The organism is Streptomyces griseomycini, assembly GCF_014203535.1.
GTDB classification, from domain to species: Bacteria; Actinomycetota; Actinomycetes; order Streptomycetales; family Streptomycetaceae; genus Streptomyces; species Streptomyces griseomycini.
Genome location: NZ_JACHJI010000034.1, coordinates 14,471 through 31,426, shown reverse-complemented (window position 1 = coordinate 31,426; position 16,956 = coordinate 14,471). Strand labels below are relative to the sequence as shown.

Here is a 16,956-nt window from a genome sequence, read left to right as displayed (position 1 = left end):
TCAGCCCCCGCTACGAACGCGATCCCCGCAACTACCTGGCCTTTCTCGGCCTCGCCGCCGCCCTGTGCTGCTACAAGCGACTCATCTGCCTCACCGCATAGGACACGGTCTAAGTCAGCGCGCGGTCAACGCCGCGCATGCCCGCATCCGCGCCCTCGGTGAGCAGGCCATGGCGACCTTGAAGACCTGGCGCCTACTGCGACGACTCCGCTGCAGCACCAGCCGGATCACCAGCCACGTCCAGGCCGTCCTCACCCTCCACCTGACCTGCTGAATTGAGGTTGGCAAAGGCTCACTATCTGATGAAGCTGAGGACCACGCCCCGGCTGACGAGTGGCCGCGGCCAAGGGAAGCTCCCACAGGACTCCGCGCTGGCCCCCGCCCTGGCGGCAATCCACGGCTTCTACCTCCACCTGGCCGGCCTCCGTCAGATCAGCGCGAAGGCGGTCGACGCCCTGTTTCGTCACCACTCCGCACCCGGCGACAGGAAAACTCGTCCTTGAACCACGCATCCGTGTAGATCCGCGACCGAGCCACGCTTCCGGGCGGGCACCGGCCGCCAGCCACGAGGAGTTCACCGCACTCCTGCGCGCCGTGAAGACCGCCCGCGACCGCTGCATGGTCGCCTTGCTCGGTGCGTGCGCGCTGTGCGTCGGCCAGGTCGTCGGTCTGCTCCGCGAAGACATTCACCTCGTCCCAGCTGGCATTACCGTCCCGGGCTGTCCCTACAGCCTGGGTCCTCACCTGCACCTAGAAAAGCGTGACGGTCATCCGCGCGGGGCGGCGAATGCAGGCACTCCGCAACGTCAACCAGCGGCTGATGATCGAGAACAGCCGGCTAATCGACGCAGATACTTCGGGAGCACCCCGGACAGTCGCGGCCGCCCCCGAGCCGCCCGGCCCTTGAGAAGCCCGCCGCTAACCGGCGCCCTCGGTTCATCCCTGACGCCCTCTTCTGCGGGACGGATCAGCCCGCTGCCCTGGCCTTGCACTCGCGTACCGCGTCATCACCGCTGAGGACCCACGTCTCGCCTGCGTGCCCATTCTGCACGCATTACACCGTCGGCCGGGTTTGTTCGGCGAAGTGCCGCCGCAGTGTCCGCCCGGATGCCACGCTGGTCGACGAAGCAACCCGCGGCGACGCCGTCGGGCGCGGGGAGGGGGGACTGTGGCGCGACGACTTGTCATCTTCGTACCGGCCATCACGGGCAGGACAACGGCGTGGGACACGCTGAGGCGGCGGCTCGCAGAGCTCGACGGCTACGGAAAGCCGGACTGCGACTGGGTCGTCGTGCCGCAAGACGGTCTCGGCTACAAGAATGGCTCCGTCACGAAGCTGGCAGCGACCGCCGGCGCCCGGATCCACGAGCACTGGGTCGCCGCCGGCGGCTACGACGAGGTGGTCCTGGTTGCCCATAGCCTCGGTGGTCTTGTCCTGCGGCAGGCATACCTGAGCGCACTGGGGGTGAACGGAATGCACGAGCGTCGCCCATGGGCAGGGAAAGTCGATCGCATCGTGCTGTTCGCGAGCCTCAACCGGGGTGTCGACGTGTCCTGGCACAGGGCGTGGTGGCTGCCCCCGATGGCCTGGTGCGTGCGGGTCCTGCCCGTGCTCAGACGGTGGTTGGTGCACGATCTGCTGCGCGGGTCGGACTTCATCACCAACCTGCGGATCACCTGGATCCGCGAAATCAACACGCAGGACCACCCGCCGCTCGTCGTGCAGTACATCGGGACCAAAGACAATCTCGTCACCAGCGACGACAGCAGCGACATTCATCTGTTCCCCACGGGCTGGCAGGAGTACCTCGCCGACGCCGACCACAACAACCTCCTGCGGCTGGACATCGCGCAGGACCCGGACGCCCGCTTCAAGCTCATTGCGAACGCGTTCATTACCCCCCGCGGCCCGGCGGCCGTCCCGGAGATCGGCACGCCGGGGAAACAGATCGTGATCCTCTTGCATGGCATCCGCGCAGGCAATACGACCTGGGTGAACGACTTGAAGGAGCTACTCAAGGCGGAGGATCCCGGCATCGAGGTGGTGGGCGCCACATACGGCCGGTTCTCGGCACGCAAGTTCATCCTCCCGGTGACCCGACGCAAGTATGTCGGCTGGCTGGGGGATGTGTACGCCGAACACCTCGCCAAGAACCCCAAGGCGACGTTCCACTTCGTCGGCCACAGCAACGGTACCTACCTCCTCGGCCATAGCCTCAGCCGTATCCCGGGCATGCGGTTCCACCGTGTGCTGCTGGCCGGGAGTGTCCTGCCGCCGTCCTATGACTGGACCAAGCGCGTCGACCAGGGCCAAGTGGCCCAGATCAGAAACGAGCGCGCCGTACGCGACATCCCCGTCGCGATCCTCTGCGCCGGGCTGCGGGGATTTGGTATGCGCGACATCGGCACCGGCGGGGTGGTCGGCTTCGACGACGACCTCGCAGTCAAGACCGAGGTTTATTACCACCCTGGAGGCCACGGCGCGGCCCTTGAAGCGCCCAATCTGCGCCGGATCGCCCAGTACGTGCTGCACGGCACCTCCGAGCGGCCATCCGGGCTGCGCCGCGCACCAGCACGGAGCTTCTCCCTGCTATCCAGGCTGGCGGCGCCGCTGTTCATCCTCCTCGGGCTTGGCGCCTTCACCGGGATCGTCTGCTTCGGGCTGTACGGCCCCTGGACCCCGGAGATCAACTCGCTTGCCGCGATCTGTGCGCTGCTCGCCGTGTTCATCGCCTTCGACGTGGCGTGAGCCACTCGCCGCCTTGACGGACTGCGAGTCGATCACCGCTGCCACCGGGTGAGGGAGATTCCCATGGTCCGGCAGATGCGGCACTGCAGCTAGTCTTCTGAGTCAGGAATTCTGTTCAGATGTGTAGGGGTGCGGGGTGGCGCGTACTGGGTGGCCGAAGGCCGAGTTGATCCTGTCGGATACGGAGCGGGCTGCGCTGGAGGGGTGGGTGCGGCGCCGTTCCACTCCGCAGGCGTGGGCTTTGCGGTGTCGGATCATCCTGGCCTGTGCGAGCGGCGCGTCCAACAAGGACGTGGCCGCGCAGTTGGGCTCCACGCCGCATGCGGTGGGCCGGTGGCGGAAGCGGTTCGTCGAGCACCGGATCGCCGGACTGGGTGACATGCCGCGTCCGGGCGGCCCCCGGACGGTCACCGACGAGCAGGTCGCCGCCGTGGTCACCAAGACGTTGGAGTCGACGCCGAAGGATGCCACGCACTGGTCGACGCGGGCCATGGCGAAGGAGATGGGACTGTCGCAGTCGACCGTGTCGCGGATCTGGCGGGCCTTCGGCCTGCAGCCGCACCGCACCGAGAAGTTCAAGCTGTCCACCAACCCGTACTTCATCGACAAGGTCCACGATGTGGTCGGCCTGTATCTGGATCCCCCCGAGCGGGCGCTGGTGTTCTGCGTGGACGAGAAGAGCCAGATCCAGGCTCTGGACCGCTCCCAGCCGGTGCTGCCGATGATGCCCGGGGTCCCGCAGCGGATCACCCACGACTACGTGCGCGCCGGCACCACCACGCTGTTCGCCGCACTCGAGGTCGCCACCGGCAAGGTGATCGGCTCCCTGCACCGCCGGCACCGGGCCGAGGAGTTCAAGAAGTTCCTGGTCAAGCTCGACCAGGAGGTGCCGGCGGGCCTGGACGTGCACTTGGTGCTGGACAACTACGCCACCCACAAGACTCCGGCGATCAAGACCTGGCTGATGGCCCACCCCCGCTTCCACCTGCACTTCACCCCCACCGGATCGTCCTGGCTCAACCTGGTCGAGCGGTGGTTCGCCGAGCTGTCCAACAAGCAGATACGGCGCGGCGTCCACAAGAGCGTCCAAGCGCTGGAGAAGGACATCCGTGCCTGGATTGCCGCATGGAACACCGATCCCAAGCCCTATGTGCGGACGAAGACCGCGGACGATATCCTCGAACGCCTCGCCAGTTATCTGAACAGAATTCCTGACTCAGAAGACTAAACGATGTCCCGTAAATGCGCTGGGGCATGCTGGTTGAGCTGCTCGTTTGCCTGTCGTCTGGTGAGGGTGAGGTTGTGCAGGCGGGCGATGCCGAGCATGGCGTGGTGGACGCCGTCGCCTCTGAGGCGGCAGTCGCGGAGGATCTTCCAGCTCTTCATGCGGGCGAAGGTGTGCTCGACGCGGGCGCGGACCTTGCGGTGGGAGGCATTGTGGTCCTCCTTCCAGGCCGGCAGTTCCTCGTTCTTGTGTCGGCGGTAGTGCGGGATGGTCAGGCCGGTGCCCCGGTAGCCGCCGTCGGCGATCACAGTGGGAGTGGTACCGACGGCGGTCTTCGCGCCGGACTCCTCCCAGGCCCGGCAGTCGTTGCGGTTGCCGGGTACCGGCCTGCCGACGGCGACCACGAGGCGGGTGTCGGCGTCGATGACGACCTGGTGGTTGGTGGAGTAGCGGTAGTTCTTGCTGGAGGCCGCCACGGCCCGGTCGCGGGTGGGGACCAGCGTGCCGTCCACGATGAGCACGGTGTTCTTGCGGAAGCGCCGCCGGGGTGGGAGGGCGAGAGCCGGACCGAGGTGGGCGACGATCCGGTTGGCCGCCGACTTCGAGACGCCGAAGAGCGGGGCGGGCTGGCGCAGGGTGAGGTTGGTGCGCCAGTACGCGGCCACCAGCAGCACCCGGTCCTCCAACGTCAGCGACCACGGCCGGCCCTTGCGGACCGGATCGGCCCCCTCTCGCCGCAGCGCGGTGATCAGCTTGTTGAACTGCCGCGGGCTCAGCCCGGTGAACGGGCCTATCCACGAGGGCTCCGACGCCGTGATCACACCAGCCACGGCAAGATCATTTCACCCCTGACCAGCAGTTACGGGACAACCTCTAGGAGTATCGCCGAGGTGAGCCCAAGAGAGGCCTGGGGCGAGGTGGTGCGCGACATTCATCTGCGGCACCAGCGCGTCGTCGCGGTGAGCTCGGCGCGACGACGCGCCCGCTCACCGGGTGCTGGGGCCGCCAGCGCACAGTGCGTGGTCGATCAGGGCGCTGGCCGCGTTCTCCTGCTCCAGTATGTGGTCTTTGGTGTCGCCGCGGGCCTCGGACATGGAGACCACAGCGCTTCGACGCCCGTCATCGGTGACGCCGTTGAGGGTGATGTAACCGCCGTCCCCTCCCTCGTGGCTCCAGTAGGTTCCTCCACAGTTCAGGGGGCGTTCGACCAGGCCGAGTCCGTACCGGCCGTCGGGCCACAGCTCTTGGACCGCCGTGCTCACGGGGACGGTCTGCTTCATCTTGGCGAGCTGCCGTACCGGCAGTAGGCGGCCGTCGAGCAGCGCGCGGAGGAAGCGGTTTTCGTCCCGTGTGGTCGTGACCCACGAAAGGTTCTCGTAGTCCACCGGTATCTGGTCGGTGACGTTCACCCGGGAACCGGAGCCGAAGAGCTGGTAGGCCTGGGCGTGAGGCTGGGGCAGGGTGGGCGAGGTGCCCATCCACCGGGTCTGGTTGAGGCCGAGCGGGCGCAGGATGCGGTTCTCGATCTCTTGGTGGGCGAGTTGACCGGTGGCCTTCTGAATGATCATGTCGAGCAGAACGTAGCCGGTGTTGGAGTACGCCCAGCCCTCGCCAGGCAGGAAGTCCTCCGGCTCGTGGGCCATGGCGAGGTCGACCAGTTGCTTGGGTTCGTAGACGTTGTGGCGCTGCTGGTAGTACTCCTCCGGCGTGGTGTATCCCGGCAGGTTGTCGCGGATGCCGCTGGTGTGCTGGAGGAGTTGGCGGATGGTGATTCGAGTGCCGTCGTTGCCGTTACCCTGCACCACTCCTGGCAGCCAGTGGTCGACCGCGTCGTCCAGGGACAGCTTGCTCTCGGCCTCCAGTTGGAGGACCACGGTGGCGACCAGCGTCTTGGACGTGCTGGCCATGCGGAAGTAGCCCCTGGAAGAGACCGGGCGACCGGTGGTCAGGTCGGCGGTGCCACTGGTGGCGACCGACTGCCGACCGTCAGGCCCAATGACGCGGGCCTGCACACCGCTGACACCGAGGGCGTGGATCGTTGCGGCATCCTGGCGTAACTGCTCCACGAGGGAGGGACCGGCAGGCTGGGCGACGGCCGTGCCCGCCTCTGCGGCGAGCAGCGTAGCGACACCGATTGCCATGGCGAGGTGCTTTCGCAGAGTCGAGGTCATGGCCGAACGCTAGTTTCGCCCCAACGGGGGCGCGATCCGGCGCACCCCAAGATCAGAACGGGGGATAACCCCCGGTGCGGGCCGTCACCAGTCTGACGCTGACTTGCCGGGCGCCGTGTGACAGTTCTTAACCCAACCGGCACCGCCAGGGCACCCGGACGAGCCTCCACAAGGCCTGTTACGAACCATGGGATGAGAAACACGCACCAAGCGCTTCTTGCGCACGCTGCTGACGAAGACGGGCCGGGTGCCGCAGGTGATCGTCACGGACAAGCTCCGCTCCTACCGAGCGGCCCACCGCGAGGTCATGCCTTCTGTCGAGCACCGGTCGCACAAGGGCCTGAACAACCGGGCCGAGAACAGCCACCGGCCCACCCGGCAACGAGAACGGGCGATGAAAGGCTTCCGCGGCGTGGGCGCCGCGGAGCGGTTCCTGGCCGCGTTCAGCGGCGTCTCACCCCACTTCCGGCCCCGCCGCCACCTGATGACCGGCAAGGGCAGTGCCCCACGCCGTGCGGCGTGGGGCACTGCGTCATCTACTGCCGGTCCTCGGCCGGTGGCTCGCCCCGGCCGATGGTCATGGACCAGTGCACCCCGGACGAGGCGGTCACACTCACCGTGCCCGGCTTCTCCACCCCGGAGACCCCGACTTGGTTGTAGGTGGTCGTCGTCTCACCTGCCAGGCACTCCAACGGGAACGACACGTTGACCGTCTTCACCGCGACCTTCATCGTCCCGGCCCCCCGGCAGCGCACCGCCACGATCAGCGCATCACCGGCCTCACCCTTGGCGTAGGAGAAGCTGGCATTACCCCTGGTTTCAGGCTGCTGGCCCGCCATGCGCTCGCTGCCGTCCAGCTCCGGCGGCTCAGCCACCGGCACCTGGCCCTCATCCGGCTGCCCGGACGACGCCGGTGCAGAGGACGACGGGGCAGGTTTCCTGCTCGACGCATCGCCAGGCGCCGAGGAGTCCGTGCACCCGGCCACCAGCGCCATCGCGACGCCGGCGACCGACATCAGGCGGCGCACCTCAGCTCTCCCAGATGTACCAGCCGACACGCCGCGGCGTGTAGATCGTCACGTTGTTCTTCACGCCGTTCGTGCAGTTCGCGTACTTGTACTGGCTGTAGCCGTAGCTCTTCAGTCGGTACACCCCGTACTTGGCATTGGTGGTCTTCTTCGGCGGCGTGTCCACCGCGATCCTGTTGCCTATCGACACGCTCATCTCAGCGGAGACGTTGACGTCGAACTCCGACTCGATGTCGACGATCGCCACCGACACCTTCACACCCAGCTTCCCGCTGTAGGAGACGCCGACCTTCCCCGCCACTTCGGACGTGAACGTCGACCTCGCCGTACGCGACGTGCCGTTGTAGTTGGACTGTGTGACCCCGACCCCCTTGTGGCAGTCCTTGCTCTTCGACGTCGCGTGGTACCGGTAACCCGGCTCACAGGCCCGGGTGTCCGGCTGGTCAGTCGGCGGCTTGACCGGCACCGACGGCAGATCATCCACCTGCTCCGGCTCAGCATCGACCAGCTCGCTCTCCTCCGGCTCAGCCGGCGGTGCGGTCTGAACCGGTTCGGTCGGCTCCGGGTCGGTCGCGAACGCCGGAGCGGCGCTCCCCAGGGCCAGCACCAGCGCGGTCACAGCGATGATCGGTCGCGTTCTGCGCATCACGTAATCCCCCTTGTCAGGTCTCCATCAGCGGAGACCGAGGGCAATAGCCGACCATGGTTACGGCACTCCGGTTCAGACAACGATCAGAAGTTGATGAACATCTGAGCCATGCGCCGCTCGACTAGGCCGTTTCTGATGGCTCTTGGTGGGCTTGGTGGATCTCGTCGTCGGCCGGGCAGGACGCTCGTATGGTGCGGCGACACGAGCTCACGGATGCGCAGTGGCGGAAGATCAAGCCCCTCCTGCCCGGCAACGGCAGGCCGGGTGGGCAGTGGGCGGATCACCGCAGGGTGATCAACGGGGTGCTGTTCCGGGCCCGGACCGGGGTGCCCTGGCCTGACCTGCCGGAACGGTACGGTCCCTGGCAGACCGTCTACGAGCGTCATCGCCGCTGGTCGGCCGACGGCACCTGGAAGGCCCTCCGCCAGGAGTTACAGATCGAGGCGGATGCCGGCAACCCGGACGGCGCGCTCGCCCGCCAGGTGTCCCGGCAGGAGTGGGCCGTGAACATCGACTCGACGTCCTGCCGGGCACATCAGCACGCGGCCGGGGCACCCCGCAAGCCTCCGGCCGACCACCCGCAAGAGGGGGCGGAACGCGTGAGGAGGCAGAGGGGCGCGAGGCATTGGGGCGCTCGCGGGGCGGGCTGACCAGCAAGGTCCATCTGCTCTCCGACGACCGGGCCCGCCCGCTGCACTGGCTGACCTCGCCCGGTCAGCGGGGCGACAGTCCGATGTTCGCCCCGGTGCTGGACGGCTTACGGATCCGGCGCCGCGGCCCGGGCCGCCCACGCAGCCGACCGGACCGAGTCCGCGGCGACAAGGCCTACTCCAGCCGCGACAACCGTGCCTACCTGCGGCAACGCGGAATCAAAGCCACCATCGCGCAGCCCGACGACCAGCGCGCCCACCGCAAGAAGCGCGGACGTTCCGGTGGCCGGCGGCCTTCGGCAGGGCGCAGTACCGCCGCCGCAACGCGGTCGAGCGGTGCGTGAACAAGTGGAAGCAGTTCCGCGCGGTTGCCACCCGATACGACAAGCGCGACTACATCTTCAACGGCACCCTGACCGTCACAGCGGTCGTCATCTGGCTCCGCGACACCGTCCAAGAGCCATCAGAAACGCCCTAATCCAATGTGTAAGCAGGCGGCCCGGGACCGTGCAACGCACCGGGGTTGCTACTCGCACAGGACAGCGAATGCCTGGATCCCCCTGGCCGTCAAGGCCTCCTCAAAGAGCGGCATCGCTGTCCGCTACGGGGTCCGCGGTGATGACGCGGGCGCCGGGCTGATGCCTCCGTTTCCCCGGGCCCTTGAGGCCTCTGTCAAGAGCGACGCAGCCCGGCGCCTCCGTGGTCACCGCGAAACTCGCGGGGCCCGGTCGGACGTTGATCGTCACGGCGCGAGCCCGCTCCAGGGTCGACCTCTTGTTCATCCGCGAGCCCGTGAGCTCTGCAGAAGATCGAGCTCCTGGAGTGCGCTGGTGTCGCGAACGGCTACTGAGATGGCGGACCAACGAGTCCTTGGATTAGGGCGCCGCGTGACCCGCATGCGCTCGTGACCTGCATAAACGGACGGATCTGGGAGGACAGCTTGACCGTGTTCTGCGGTATCGACTGGGCGGAGCGTCACCACGACGTCGCCCTCGTCGACGAAGCCGGCACCCTGCTCGCCAAAGCCCGTATCACCGACGACGCGGCCGGCTACCACAAGCTTTTGGCCCTCTTGGCCGAGCACGGTGACAGCCCAGACGATCCGATACCGGTGGCCATTGAGACCAGCCATGGCCTCCTGGTTGCGAGCCTGCGCACCGGCAACCGTCGGGTCTTCGCGATCAACCCGCTCGCCGCCGCCCGCTACCGCGACCGCCACGGCGTCAGCCGAAAGAAGTCCGACCCGGGCGACGCCTTGGTCCTCGCGAACATCCTGCGCACCGACATGCACGCCCACCGCCCTCTGCCTGCCGACTCCGAACTCGCCCAGGCCATCACGGTCCTGGCCCGAGCCCAGCAGGACGCCGTCTGGACTCGGCAGCAGGTCGCCAACCAGGTCCGCTCACTCCTGCGCGAGTACTACCCCGCTGCTCTGCTGGCCTTCCAGGGCAAACAAGGCGGCCTGACCAGGGCTGACGCCCGCGTCATCCTCACTTTGGCGCCGACTCCGGCCAAGGCCGCGAAGCTCACCCTCGCCCAGCTGCGGGCCGCCCTCAAACGCAGTGGCCGCCTCCGCGGCTGCGACGCGGAAGCCGAGCGGCTGCGGGACGTCTTCCGCGCCGAGTACGCCCACCAACTGCCCGGCGTCGAGAATGCCTTCGGCCACCAGCTCCTGGCCCTGCTCAAGCAGCTGGACGCCACCTGCGAGGCCGCGGACGATCTCGCGGAGGCGGCTACAGCCGCCTTTCACCAGCACGCCGACAGCGAGATCCTGCTCAGTTTCCCCGGCCTGGGGCCCATGCTCGGCGCCCGCGTACTCGCAGAGCTGGGCGACGACCGGGCACGGTTCGCCGACGCCAGGGCGCTGAAGTCGTACGCCGGATCCGCCCCCATCACGCGGGCCTCCGGCAAGAAGCGGTTCGTCGGCCGCCGCTTCGTCAAGAACAACCGCCTCATCAACGCCGGCTTTCTCTGGGCCTTCGCCGCCTCACCGCCTCACCGCCTCACCGCCTCACCGCCTCACCGCCTCACCGCCTCACCGCCTCACCGGGAGCGAACGCGCACTACCGACGCCGACGCGAGCATGGAGACTGGCATGCAGCCGCACAACGGCACTTGCTGAACCGCTTCCTCGGCCAGCTCCACCACTGTCTCAAGACCCAGCAGCATTTCGACGAACAGCGGGCCTTTGCACCGCTCCTTCCAGGGCCTGCTTCCCCCGCCAACCCGACCGACTTCGTCGATGAGAACAACGGCACTTCGACAGAGCCACGCTGTGGAGCGCGAACTCAATCAGAGGGCGTGACCGGGGCCCGCAGGCCGAGCCACTGATCGGCGTCCCAGGCCCGGAACCTCTCCGCTTCGGTGAACCCTAGCTTCGCCGCGAGGCGCATCGAACGGACGTTGGCGGTCTGAGTGGCGAGCACCACCGGCTCACCCGGAAGGACGTCTTCGAGCCAGCCCAGTGCCGCCGCGCACGCCTCGGCGGCATACCCGAATCCCCACGCCCGCGGCAGGAACAGGTAGCCGAGATCGACCTTCCCCACGGCAGTGGGGCAAAGGTGCTCCGTTGCTCTCCTGAGCAGGATCTGGCCGATCATCGCCCCTTCGAGATCGACGACGAATATCCCGGGCCGCTGCCCGGGCACCTCAGGCATCTCGCGCTCAAGCTCGTCACGCGGGCGGGGGCCGCCGAGGTAGGTGTGCACCTCCGACGAGGCGTGCAGCTCGATGAACGCCGCACGGTCCCAGGCCTCGGGCTCACGCAGCACGAGCCTCTCGGTCTTGATCGGTGCAGGCGGCCACGCAACGGGTCCGAGATCATTCATGTTGTCCAGCCAATCAGCGGCCTCAGTGGTGATCAAGACTCGCGGTCCCTCTTGACTTCTTGTCCCACTGAGATGTCTTTGAGGGCTCTGACGTGCGAGCCGTCGACCGTGGCGTCGTCGATGTCCAGCAGATCTGCCGTACGAAGTGCCGCGAGGAGGATGGCGTGCAGGCGGGGCCAGACGCCGGCCTCGGTCCAGTCCCGCAGGCGCCGCCAGCCCATCACCCCGCTGCAGCCGATCGTCTCGGTCGGCACGTCCGCCCAGGTCACCCCCGTGCGCAGCACGTAGACGATCCCGCGCAGAGCCGCACGGTCATCCGCCGGCAGGCGACCTGGATACCGCCGACGCCGCGGCGGGCGAGGAGGGAGCAGCGGGGCGACACGATCCCGCAGGTCATCAGGCACAACCTCATCCGACACCTGCAGAACTCTGCCGTCCGCCAGCCCAACTGCCAAGTGACTGAACCAAACTCATTCTGAAATGATCAGTAAGATCGGGCACGCAGCGGGCACGTGTGGCCCTCCATCTGAGTACGCGTGCTCATGTGAAGCGTCGACGGGGCCGCCACGCTGGGACGCGTGGCGATCGGCGGACGGTCGCCTTCAAGTGGACCCGTGAGGGCGTGGAGTTTGTGAACAATCCGTCGACCGGCTTGCAGGTCGGGGTAAGCGTTGCACTACTCGTCGTCGATCTCTTGGTCCTTGTGGGGCTGCTTTACGGGTTTGGGATTTACGGCTGGGCCGATGGCTTCAACGGAGGCAATGTTCCGGAGGCACCGGGGTTTGCGTGGCGAGCAATGTGGTTCCTGGCGGGTGGTGCTGCGGTCACCGGCGGTGGATTGCTGGCCCTGCGATGGCCGGTCCCGGGCACGGTGCAACTGTTAACCCTCGGTGGCGGAGCAGTTCTGTTCGCCTGTCTGGCTGCCAGCGCGCGCTGACGAGACCGGCTCGTCCCACCCCGCCCGCCGTCACCCCACACACCGTGGAGCGGGCGTGGTCCATGGCGTCCAGGTGGAGCGCGCCACTGTATGAACGGCCTGGACGCCAGGGGCCGCGTCTGCCCGGCTCCGCCTGGTCGGCGGTGGACGGGATGGACGCTCCCCCGCACACGTCGCTACGGGCCCGCAGCCGACGCCGGCGCCCCCGTCCCGGTGCCGGCCGGTCCCCCGCCGGGGCGGCATCTTGTACCCGCAGATGACGTCCTGTCCTTGCCCGCTTGCACACAGCGCGACACCGGCCGGGACAGCGAGGTCACTGTCCGCGGGTCAGCCCAGCCGGGAGCGCCCGGCCCGGGTCGGCCGCTGTTCCTTCCCCGCCCGCCGGAACATGCGTCCCTGGTATCCCCGTGCGGGGTGCCGGTGTTCGGGGGAACCCCGGCCGGGGCACCACCGAGCGGCGACCTGCTTTTCGGCACCGGCCATAAAGGGCCTGGTCCGTCACCACGGGGGGAGTGACGGACCAGGCCCGAGACCACGGTTCCATAACCGCCCACGGCACGTCCGGTTTGCAGGCGAAGCCGTTGAAGAAAGGCGCAATTGTCGTCGTCTCGGTCTCCAGCAGCCCGGTCGGCAGCCGCCTTGTGGGGCGCGGGCCGCGGTGACCGGTGCTTTGCCGCCGACGGGTCACGGCCGGAAGGGGTATGGGCATCTGGCTGTCCTCCTGCAGGCTCCCCGCTGGGGAGGTGAGAGTCAGACAACTGCCCGCGCCGTGGTCGAGCATCCGGCCCTCAACATGTGTACCGGGTGATCGTCCCGGCAGAAGGGAGTGCCGGAGAAGCCCAGGACCACGCAGTTGCGTACGTACACCGTCCGCGACGGGCTGCTCGACAAGTGGGTGGAACGGTGGCGCAGCGGCGGCGGTCGGCGGTGCGCGTCCTGCCGGTCGGCATCGTAGCGGAAGCGGCAGGACACGCACCGTCAGCCGGTCGCAGTCCAGGCGCCGCTGGACAGTGCGTACTCCAGCAGGTCGGGGGCCGCACCGGGCGGCCAGGCTTTTGTGCCGGCAAGCTGCCGGGCGGCTGCGTGCATGAAAAAGAGGTAGACGCTGTACTGGTGGGGCGTCCAGTCCCATTCGACCCAGACCTAGGTTCTGTCTCTTTGGTCAGCGTCGGGCCCAGATGAGGATGCCCGCGAGGTGGAGTGCGGCCTGGTAGGCGATCGCGAGCTTGTCGGTTCGTGTGGCCAGGCCGCGCCACTGCTTGAGACGGTTGATGCACCGCTCGACGGTGTCGCGCTGCTTGTATGCCTCTCGGTCGAAGCCGGGCGGACGGCCACCGAGTCGGCCTCGCCGCAGGCGGTGGCTGACTTGGTCGGATGGCTGCGGGATGACCGCACGGATGCCCCGGCGCCGCAGGTGGCTGCGGATGGCGCGTGAGGAATACGCGCGGTCGGCCAGAACGGCTACGGGCCGGGTCCGGGGCCTGCCCGGGCCCGTGCGGGGCACGCGGATGCGGGACATCACCGTCTCGAAGGCGGGTGCGTCACCTGCCTGGCCTGCGGTGACTGCCTGGCCTGCGGTGACGGTGAAGGCGAGAGGCCGTGCGCGGCCGTCTGCGGCCAGGTGGACCTTGGTGCTCAGCCCGCCGCGGGAGCGTCCGAGCGCGTGATCGGCTGGCTCACCGGGGTGGGCCGCCCCCTTTTGAGTGCTCCGGCAGCGTGCTGGTGGGCCCGGACGACCGTGGAGTCCACCGACACCGTCCAGTCGATGTCGTCGTCGGCGTCCGCTGCGGCCAGGACGGCGGCGAGGATCATCTCCCAGGTGCCGTCGACGGCCCATCTGATCAGCCGTTTGTGAGCGGTCTGGAACGAGCCGAACTGGTCGGGCAGGTCCCGCCAGGGCGAGTTGGTGCGGTACTTCCACGCGATGGCCTCAAGAGTGCGGCGATGGTCGGCCCATCGCCGCCCGCGAACCGGATCGGCCGACATCAGCGGCTCGATCCGGTCCCACATCGCATCGGTGATCACTGATCGGACGGACACATCCGATCAACTGACCAACCCATTAAAGAGACACGCGCTAGCGCTCTGACCGGGATGGTTCGCCGGAGCGTCGCGTCGACAGAACATATTCGCCGACTGGGCCCTGTGCATCGTGTGGGGCGGGCGGCGGTGCTGTCACGTTGGCTGACTGGGTGGGATGGTCTCCGGGTTGATCGTGCTGGAGGGGGCTGTTCGTGGGGGGCGCGTCGCCGTCGTACAAGGGCCATCGGTACCCGGTCGAGGTCGTCTCCCACTGCGTGCGGCTGTGCTTCCGCTTCCCGTTGTCCTACCGCGAGGTCGAGGAACTGATGCCCGAGCGCGGCGTGATCGTCTCGTACGGGACCGTGCGACGGTGGTGTCGGAAGTTCGGGCAGGCCTACGCGAACGGGCTTCGCCGCAGGCGTCCCCGGCCCGGCGGCAAGGGGCATCCCGACGAGGTCTTCATCAAGATCAACGGTGAGCAGAAATACCTGTGGCGGGCTGTGGACCGGGACGGCAACGTCCTCGACATCCTCGTGCACAACCGCCGCGACAAGGCCGCGGCCAGACGGTTCCTCCGCAGGCCGATGACGAAGACCCGGGCAGTGCCGAGGATGATCGTCACCGACAGGCTCCGCTCCTGCAGCGCCGCCCACCACGAGGTCATGCCTTGCGTCGAGCACCGCTCGCACAGGGGACTGAACAACCGGGCCGAGAACAGCCACCAGCCGACGAGGCAACACGAACGGGTCATGAAGGGCTTTTCCGCTCCGTGGGCGGGGCGCAGAGGTTCCTGTCCGCGTTCAGTGGCGTCCCACCCCACTTCCGGCCTCGTCGCCATCTGATGCCCGCACCTCACCACCGCACCGAAATGACCGTCCGCTTCACCGTCTGGGAGCAGATCACCGGCGTCACGGACCGACCTGCCACGGCCCGAGCACCGGCCCGGAACCCGGCCCCACCACACCTCGACACACCGCCAGACGCCCACACACCCAACAACGTGACAACGCCGTCGGCAGCAATCAGCGGGCCCGCCCACGGCCAGTTCACCAGACAGCCGAGCGGGGCTGAGGTCGTCAGTCCGCACAACGTGCCCCTGTGCGTCCCTTCTCCCTGGGCGGGTCACTGCCGCCTGCGAGGTGCGCCATACCAGCGCCAACTCGTGCGCCGGGGCCGCTCAGGGCTGCCGATGCGTCCGGTGGCCCACAGCAGGGTTGACGAGGCGTCGTCGATAATGGGCACCTCAGGAAACAGCCGGGCGAGGGCCCGGCGACTCAGGTCCTCCGGCGGCTTCCCGTCACGTTGGGCCCCCTGGGCGATGTCGTAGGTGTGGACGAGTGTTTCGACGACTCCCATCGCCGCGAAGCCCTCCGGGTCGGAGGCGCCGAAGACGTGCGGGGCCAGCACCGTGGGGGCAGTGCTGTCCACCATCGCAGCGAGCACGCCGCCGCACGCCTCGACGACGGTCAGGAGCCCCTCGGCCCCCGCCGCAGCGTCCCCGAATATGACGTTCACGGGCCCGTCGGCGCGGTCGCTGGACAGGCGCAGGGGCACGCGCCGGACGTCCATGGGATGTCCGAGCCCGAAGCGCAGCGCGTAGGTGAGCAGATCGTCCGCGAGATGCTCCAGGGTTTCCCAGCACGTCCAGTCCAGGTCACCGGCTGGAGCACTCCATCGGGAGGGGGGAACATCGGACAGGACCTTGACGCAGTAAGCGACGGCCTCGCGCACATGCTTTCCGCTCACCAGCGCATCGGTTACTTCGGAATGTGACATTCAGGCAGGTTACCGGGCACGGTGCCAAGCAGCAGGCTGCAGGGCCCGCTGATCCGGCTCGACCGCTCACCGGCCACTCTGCCCAGTCATCTTGGACAATGAACACATGGACATTCGATCCCCGCGTGTGAACGAGTTGCCTGTTCTACAGGACATCGAGAGGGCAGCCGGTCAGCGCTTCCACGACATCGGTATGCGGGAGATCGCCGACGACGGTCCGCTCCCCCTCGGCGAACTCGTCCGGTACCAGCAGAGCGGGCTGGCCTGGGTGGCGGTCGATGCGGCCGACGTCCCGATTGCCTATCTGATCGCCGATCGTGTCGACGGCGGCATCCATGTTGAGCAGGTTTCGGTGCTCCCCGACAGCGCGCGCCGCGGGATCGGCAAATCTCTTCTGGACCACCTGGCCGATCACGCTCAGAGTGAGCAGGCACCCGCCCTGACCCTCACCACCTTCAGCGAGGTGCCGTGGAACGCCCCTTACTACTCGTGTTGTGGCTTCCGGGTCCTGGCCGACAGCATGCTGACACCTGGCCTGCGGAAGATCCGCGAGCGTGAAGCGGCAGACGGTCTGGACCGCTGGCCGCGCGTGTGCATGCGGCGGCAGCTGTGACGCAGCTCGCTGCCGTGGCGAGCAGCGTCACAGATCCTCAGCTTGTGATCGCATGCCGCGCTCAAGAGGGAGGGCCGGGCTCCGCAGCGCGCATTGTCCAGTTGGGACCTGAGCGTAACCGTCCGCATTCGATGCCCGATGACACGAAACGGCCGGCACCACCGCCTGCGACGGTGGTCGCGGGCGGCGGTCCGGTCGGAACATGTGGGTACTGGGGGTGAACGGTCAGCGGGGGCTGCCGCTCTACTTGCGCACTGCAGGCGCGAACTGTCGGTCTTCGCCCATGCCCGCACTACGGGGCTGTTCCC

The 16,956-nt window shown here is 67.9% G+C and carries 11 protein-coding genes and 7 pseudogenes; 10 read left to right on the top strand and 8 right to left on the bottom strand.

Features of this window, described 5'->3' with window-relative positions; translation table 11 throughout:
* The 4 genes and pseudogenes from FHS37_RS37890 to FHS37_RS37875 all read left to right on the top strand — a co-directional run.
* Positions 1–101, top strand: a pseudogene (locus tag FHS37_RS37890) (IS5/IS1182 family transposase); the annotation flags it as partial.
* 14 nt (positions 102–115) lie between these two features.
* Positions 116–274, top strand: a pseudogene (locus tag FHS37_RS37885) (transposase family protein); the annotation flags it as partial.
* Positions 275–1,168: 894 nt separating this feature from the next.
* Positions 1,169–2,749, top strand: a complete 1,581-nt coding sequence (locus FHS37_RS37880; RefSeq protein ID WP_184829742.1) for a lipase family protein — start codon at positions 1,169–1,171, stop codon at positions 2,747–2,749.
* Between the two features lie 136 nt (positions 2,750–2,885).
* Positions 2,886–3,977 (top strand): IS630 family transposase, encoded by a 1,092-nt coding sequence (locus tag FHS37_RS37875; RefSeq protein ID WP_184829740.1) that lies wholly within the window; start codon positions 2,886–2,888, stop codon positions 3,975–3,977.
* Here the strand turns inward: FHS37_RS37875 and FHS37_RS37870 are convergent.
* Positions 3,974–4,804: a transposase gene (locus FHS37_RS37870; protein WP_184829738.1), complete on the bottom strand. Its 831-nt coding sequence runs from the start codon at positions 4,802–4,804 to the stop codon at positions 3,974–3,976. The genes FHS37_RS37875 and FHS37_RS37870 overlap by 4 nt on opposite strands.
* A gap of 156 nt (positions 4,805–4,960) precedes the next feature.
* On the bottom strand, positions 4,961–6,115 hold the full coding sequence (locus tag FHS37_RS37865) for a serine hydrolase domain-containing protein (protein ID WP_245005799.1): 1,155 nt from the start codon (positions 6,113–6,115) through the stop codon (positions 4,961–4,963).
* Positions 6,116–6,353: 238 nt separating this feature from the next.
* Here FHS37_RS37865 and FHS37_RS37860 point away from each other — a divergent pair.
* Positions 6,354–6,617 (top strand): annotated as a pseudogene (locus tag FHS37_RS37860) (DDE-type integrase/transposase/recombinase); the annotation flags it as partial.
* Between the two features lie 64 nt (positions 6,618–6,681).
* Here the strand turns inward: FHS37_RS37860 and FHS37_RS37855 are convergent.
* Together FHS37_RS37855 and FHS37_RS37850 are read right to left on the bottom strand one after the other, a co-directional pair.
* On the bottom strand, positions 6,682–7,020 hold the full coding sequence (locus tag FHS37_RS37855) for a hypothetical protein (RefSeq protein ID WP_221500799.1): 339 nt from the start codon (positions 7,018–7,020) through the stop codon (positions 6,682–6,684).
* A 154-nt stretch (positions 7,021–7,174) separates the two neighbouring features.
* Entirely contained in the window at positions 7,175–7,792 is a 618-nt protein-coding gene (locus FHS37_RS37850; protein WP_184829734.1) for a hypothetical protein, read from the bottom strand.
* Positions 7,793–8,010: 218 nt separating this feature from the next.
* Between FHS37_RS37850 and FHS37_RS37845 the strand changes: the two are divergent.
* Positions 8,011–8,950: pseudogene (locus FHS37_RS37845) on the top strand (IS5 family transposase).
* A gap of 447 nt (positions 8,951–9,397) precedes the next feature.
* A pseudogene (locus tag FHS37_RS37840) lies at positions 9,398–10,686 on the top strand (IS110 family RNA-guided transposase); the annotation flags it as partial.
* Between the two features lie 74 nt (positions 10,687–10,760).
* On the opposite strand, the gene FHS37_RS37835 reads toward FHS37_RS37840, so the two are convergent.
* Both FHS37_RS37835 and FHS37_RS37830 read right to left on the bottom strand, forming a co-directional pair.
* A complete protein-coding gene (locus FHS37_RS37835; RefSeq protein WP_184829752.1) occupies positions 10,761–11,300 on the bottom strand; it encodes a GNAT family N-acetyltransferase in 540 nt (179 codons plus the stop codon).
* 77 nt (positions 11,301–11,377) lie between these two features.
* Positions 11,378–11,719 (bottom strand): annotated as a pseudogene (locus FHS37_RS37830) (transposase); the annotation flags it as partial.
* Between the two features lie 203 nt (positions 11,720–11,922).
* Here FHS37_RS37830 and FHS37_RS37825 point away from each other — a divergent pair.
* On the top strand, positions 11,923–12,237 hold the full coding sequence (locus FHS37_RS37825; protein ID WP_184829732.1) for a hypothetical protein: 315 nt from the start codon (positions 11,923–11,925) through the stop codon (positions 12,235–12,237).
* Positions 12,238–13,399: 1,162 nt separating this feature from the next.
* Here FHS37_RS37825 and FHS37_RS37820 read toward each other — a convergent pair.
* A protein-coding gene (locus FHS37_RS37820) for an IS5 family transposase (RefSeq protein ID WP_229890329.1) occupies positions 13,400–14,277 on the bottom strand; the annotation gives its coding sequence in 2 pieces (ribosomal slippage) (positions 13,400–13,917 and positions 13,917–14,277; 879 coding nt in all).
* A gap of 194 nt (positions 14,278–14,471) precedes the next feature.
* Here FHS37_RS37820 and FHS37_RS37815 point away from each other — a divergent pair.
* A pseudogene (locus tag FHS37_RS37815) lies at positions 14,472–15,190 on the top strand (IS6 family transposase); the annotation flags it as partial.
* 191 nt (positions 15,191–15,381) lie between these two features.
* Here FHS37_RS37815 and FHS37_RS37810 read toward each other — a convergent pair.
* Complete coding sequence (locus FHS37_RS37810; RefSeq protein ID WP_221500798.1) at positions 15,382–16,035, bottom strand: maleylpyruvate isomerase N-terminal domain-containing protein; 654 nt, start codon at positions 16,033–16,035, stop codon at positions 15,382–15,384.
* A 106-nt stretch (positions 16,036–16,141) separates the two neighbouring features.
* Between FHS37_RS37810 and FHS37_RS37805 the strand changes: the two genes are divergently transcribed.
* Positions 16,142–16,648 carry a GNAT family N-acetyltransferase gene (locus FHS37_RS37805; protein ID WP_184829730.1) on the top strand — a complete coding sequence of 169 codons (507 nt, stop codon included), beginning with the start codon at positions 16,142–16,144 and terminating at the stop codon, positions 16,646–16,648.
* Positions 16,649–16,956: the final 308 nt, after the last annotated feature.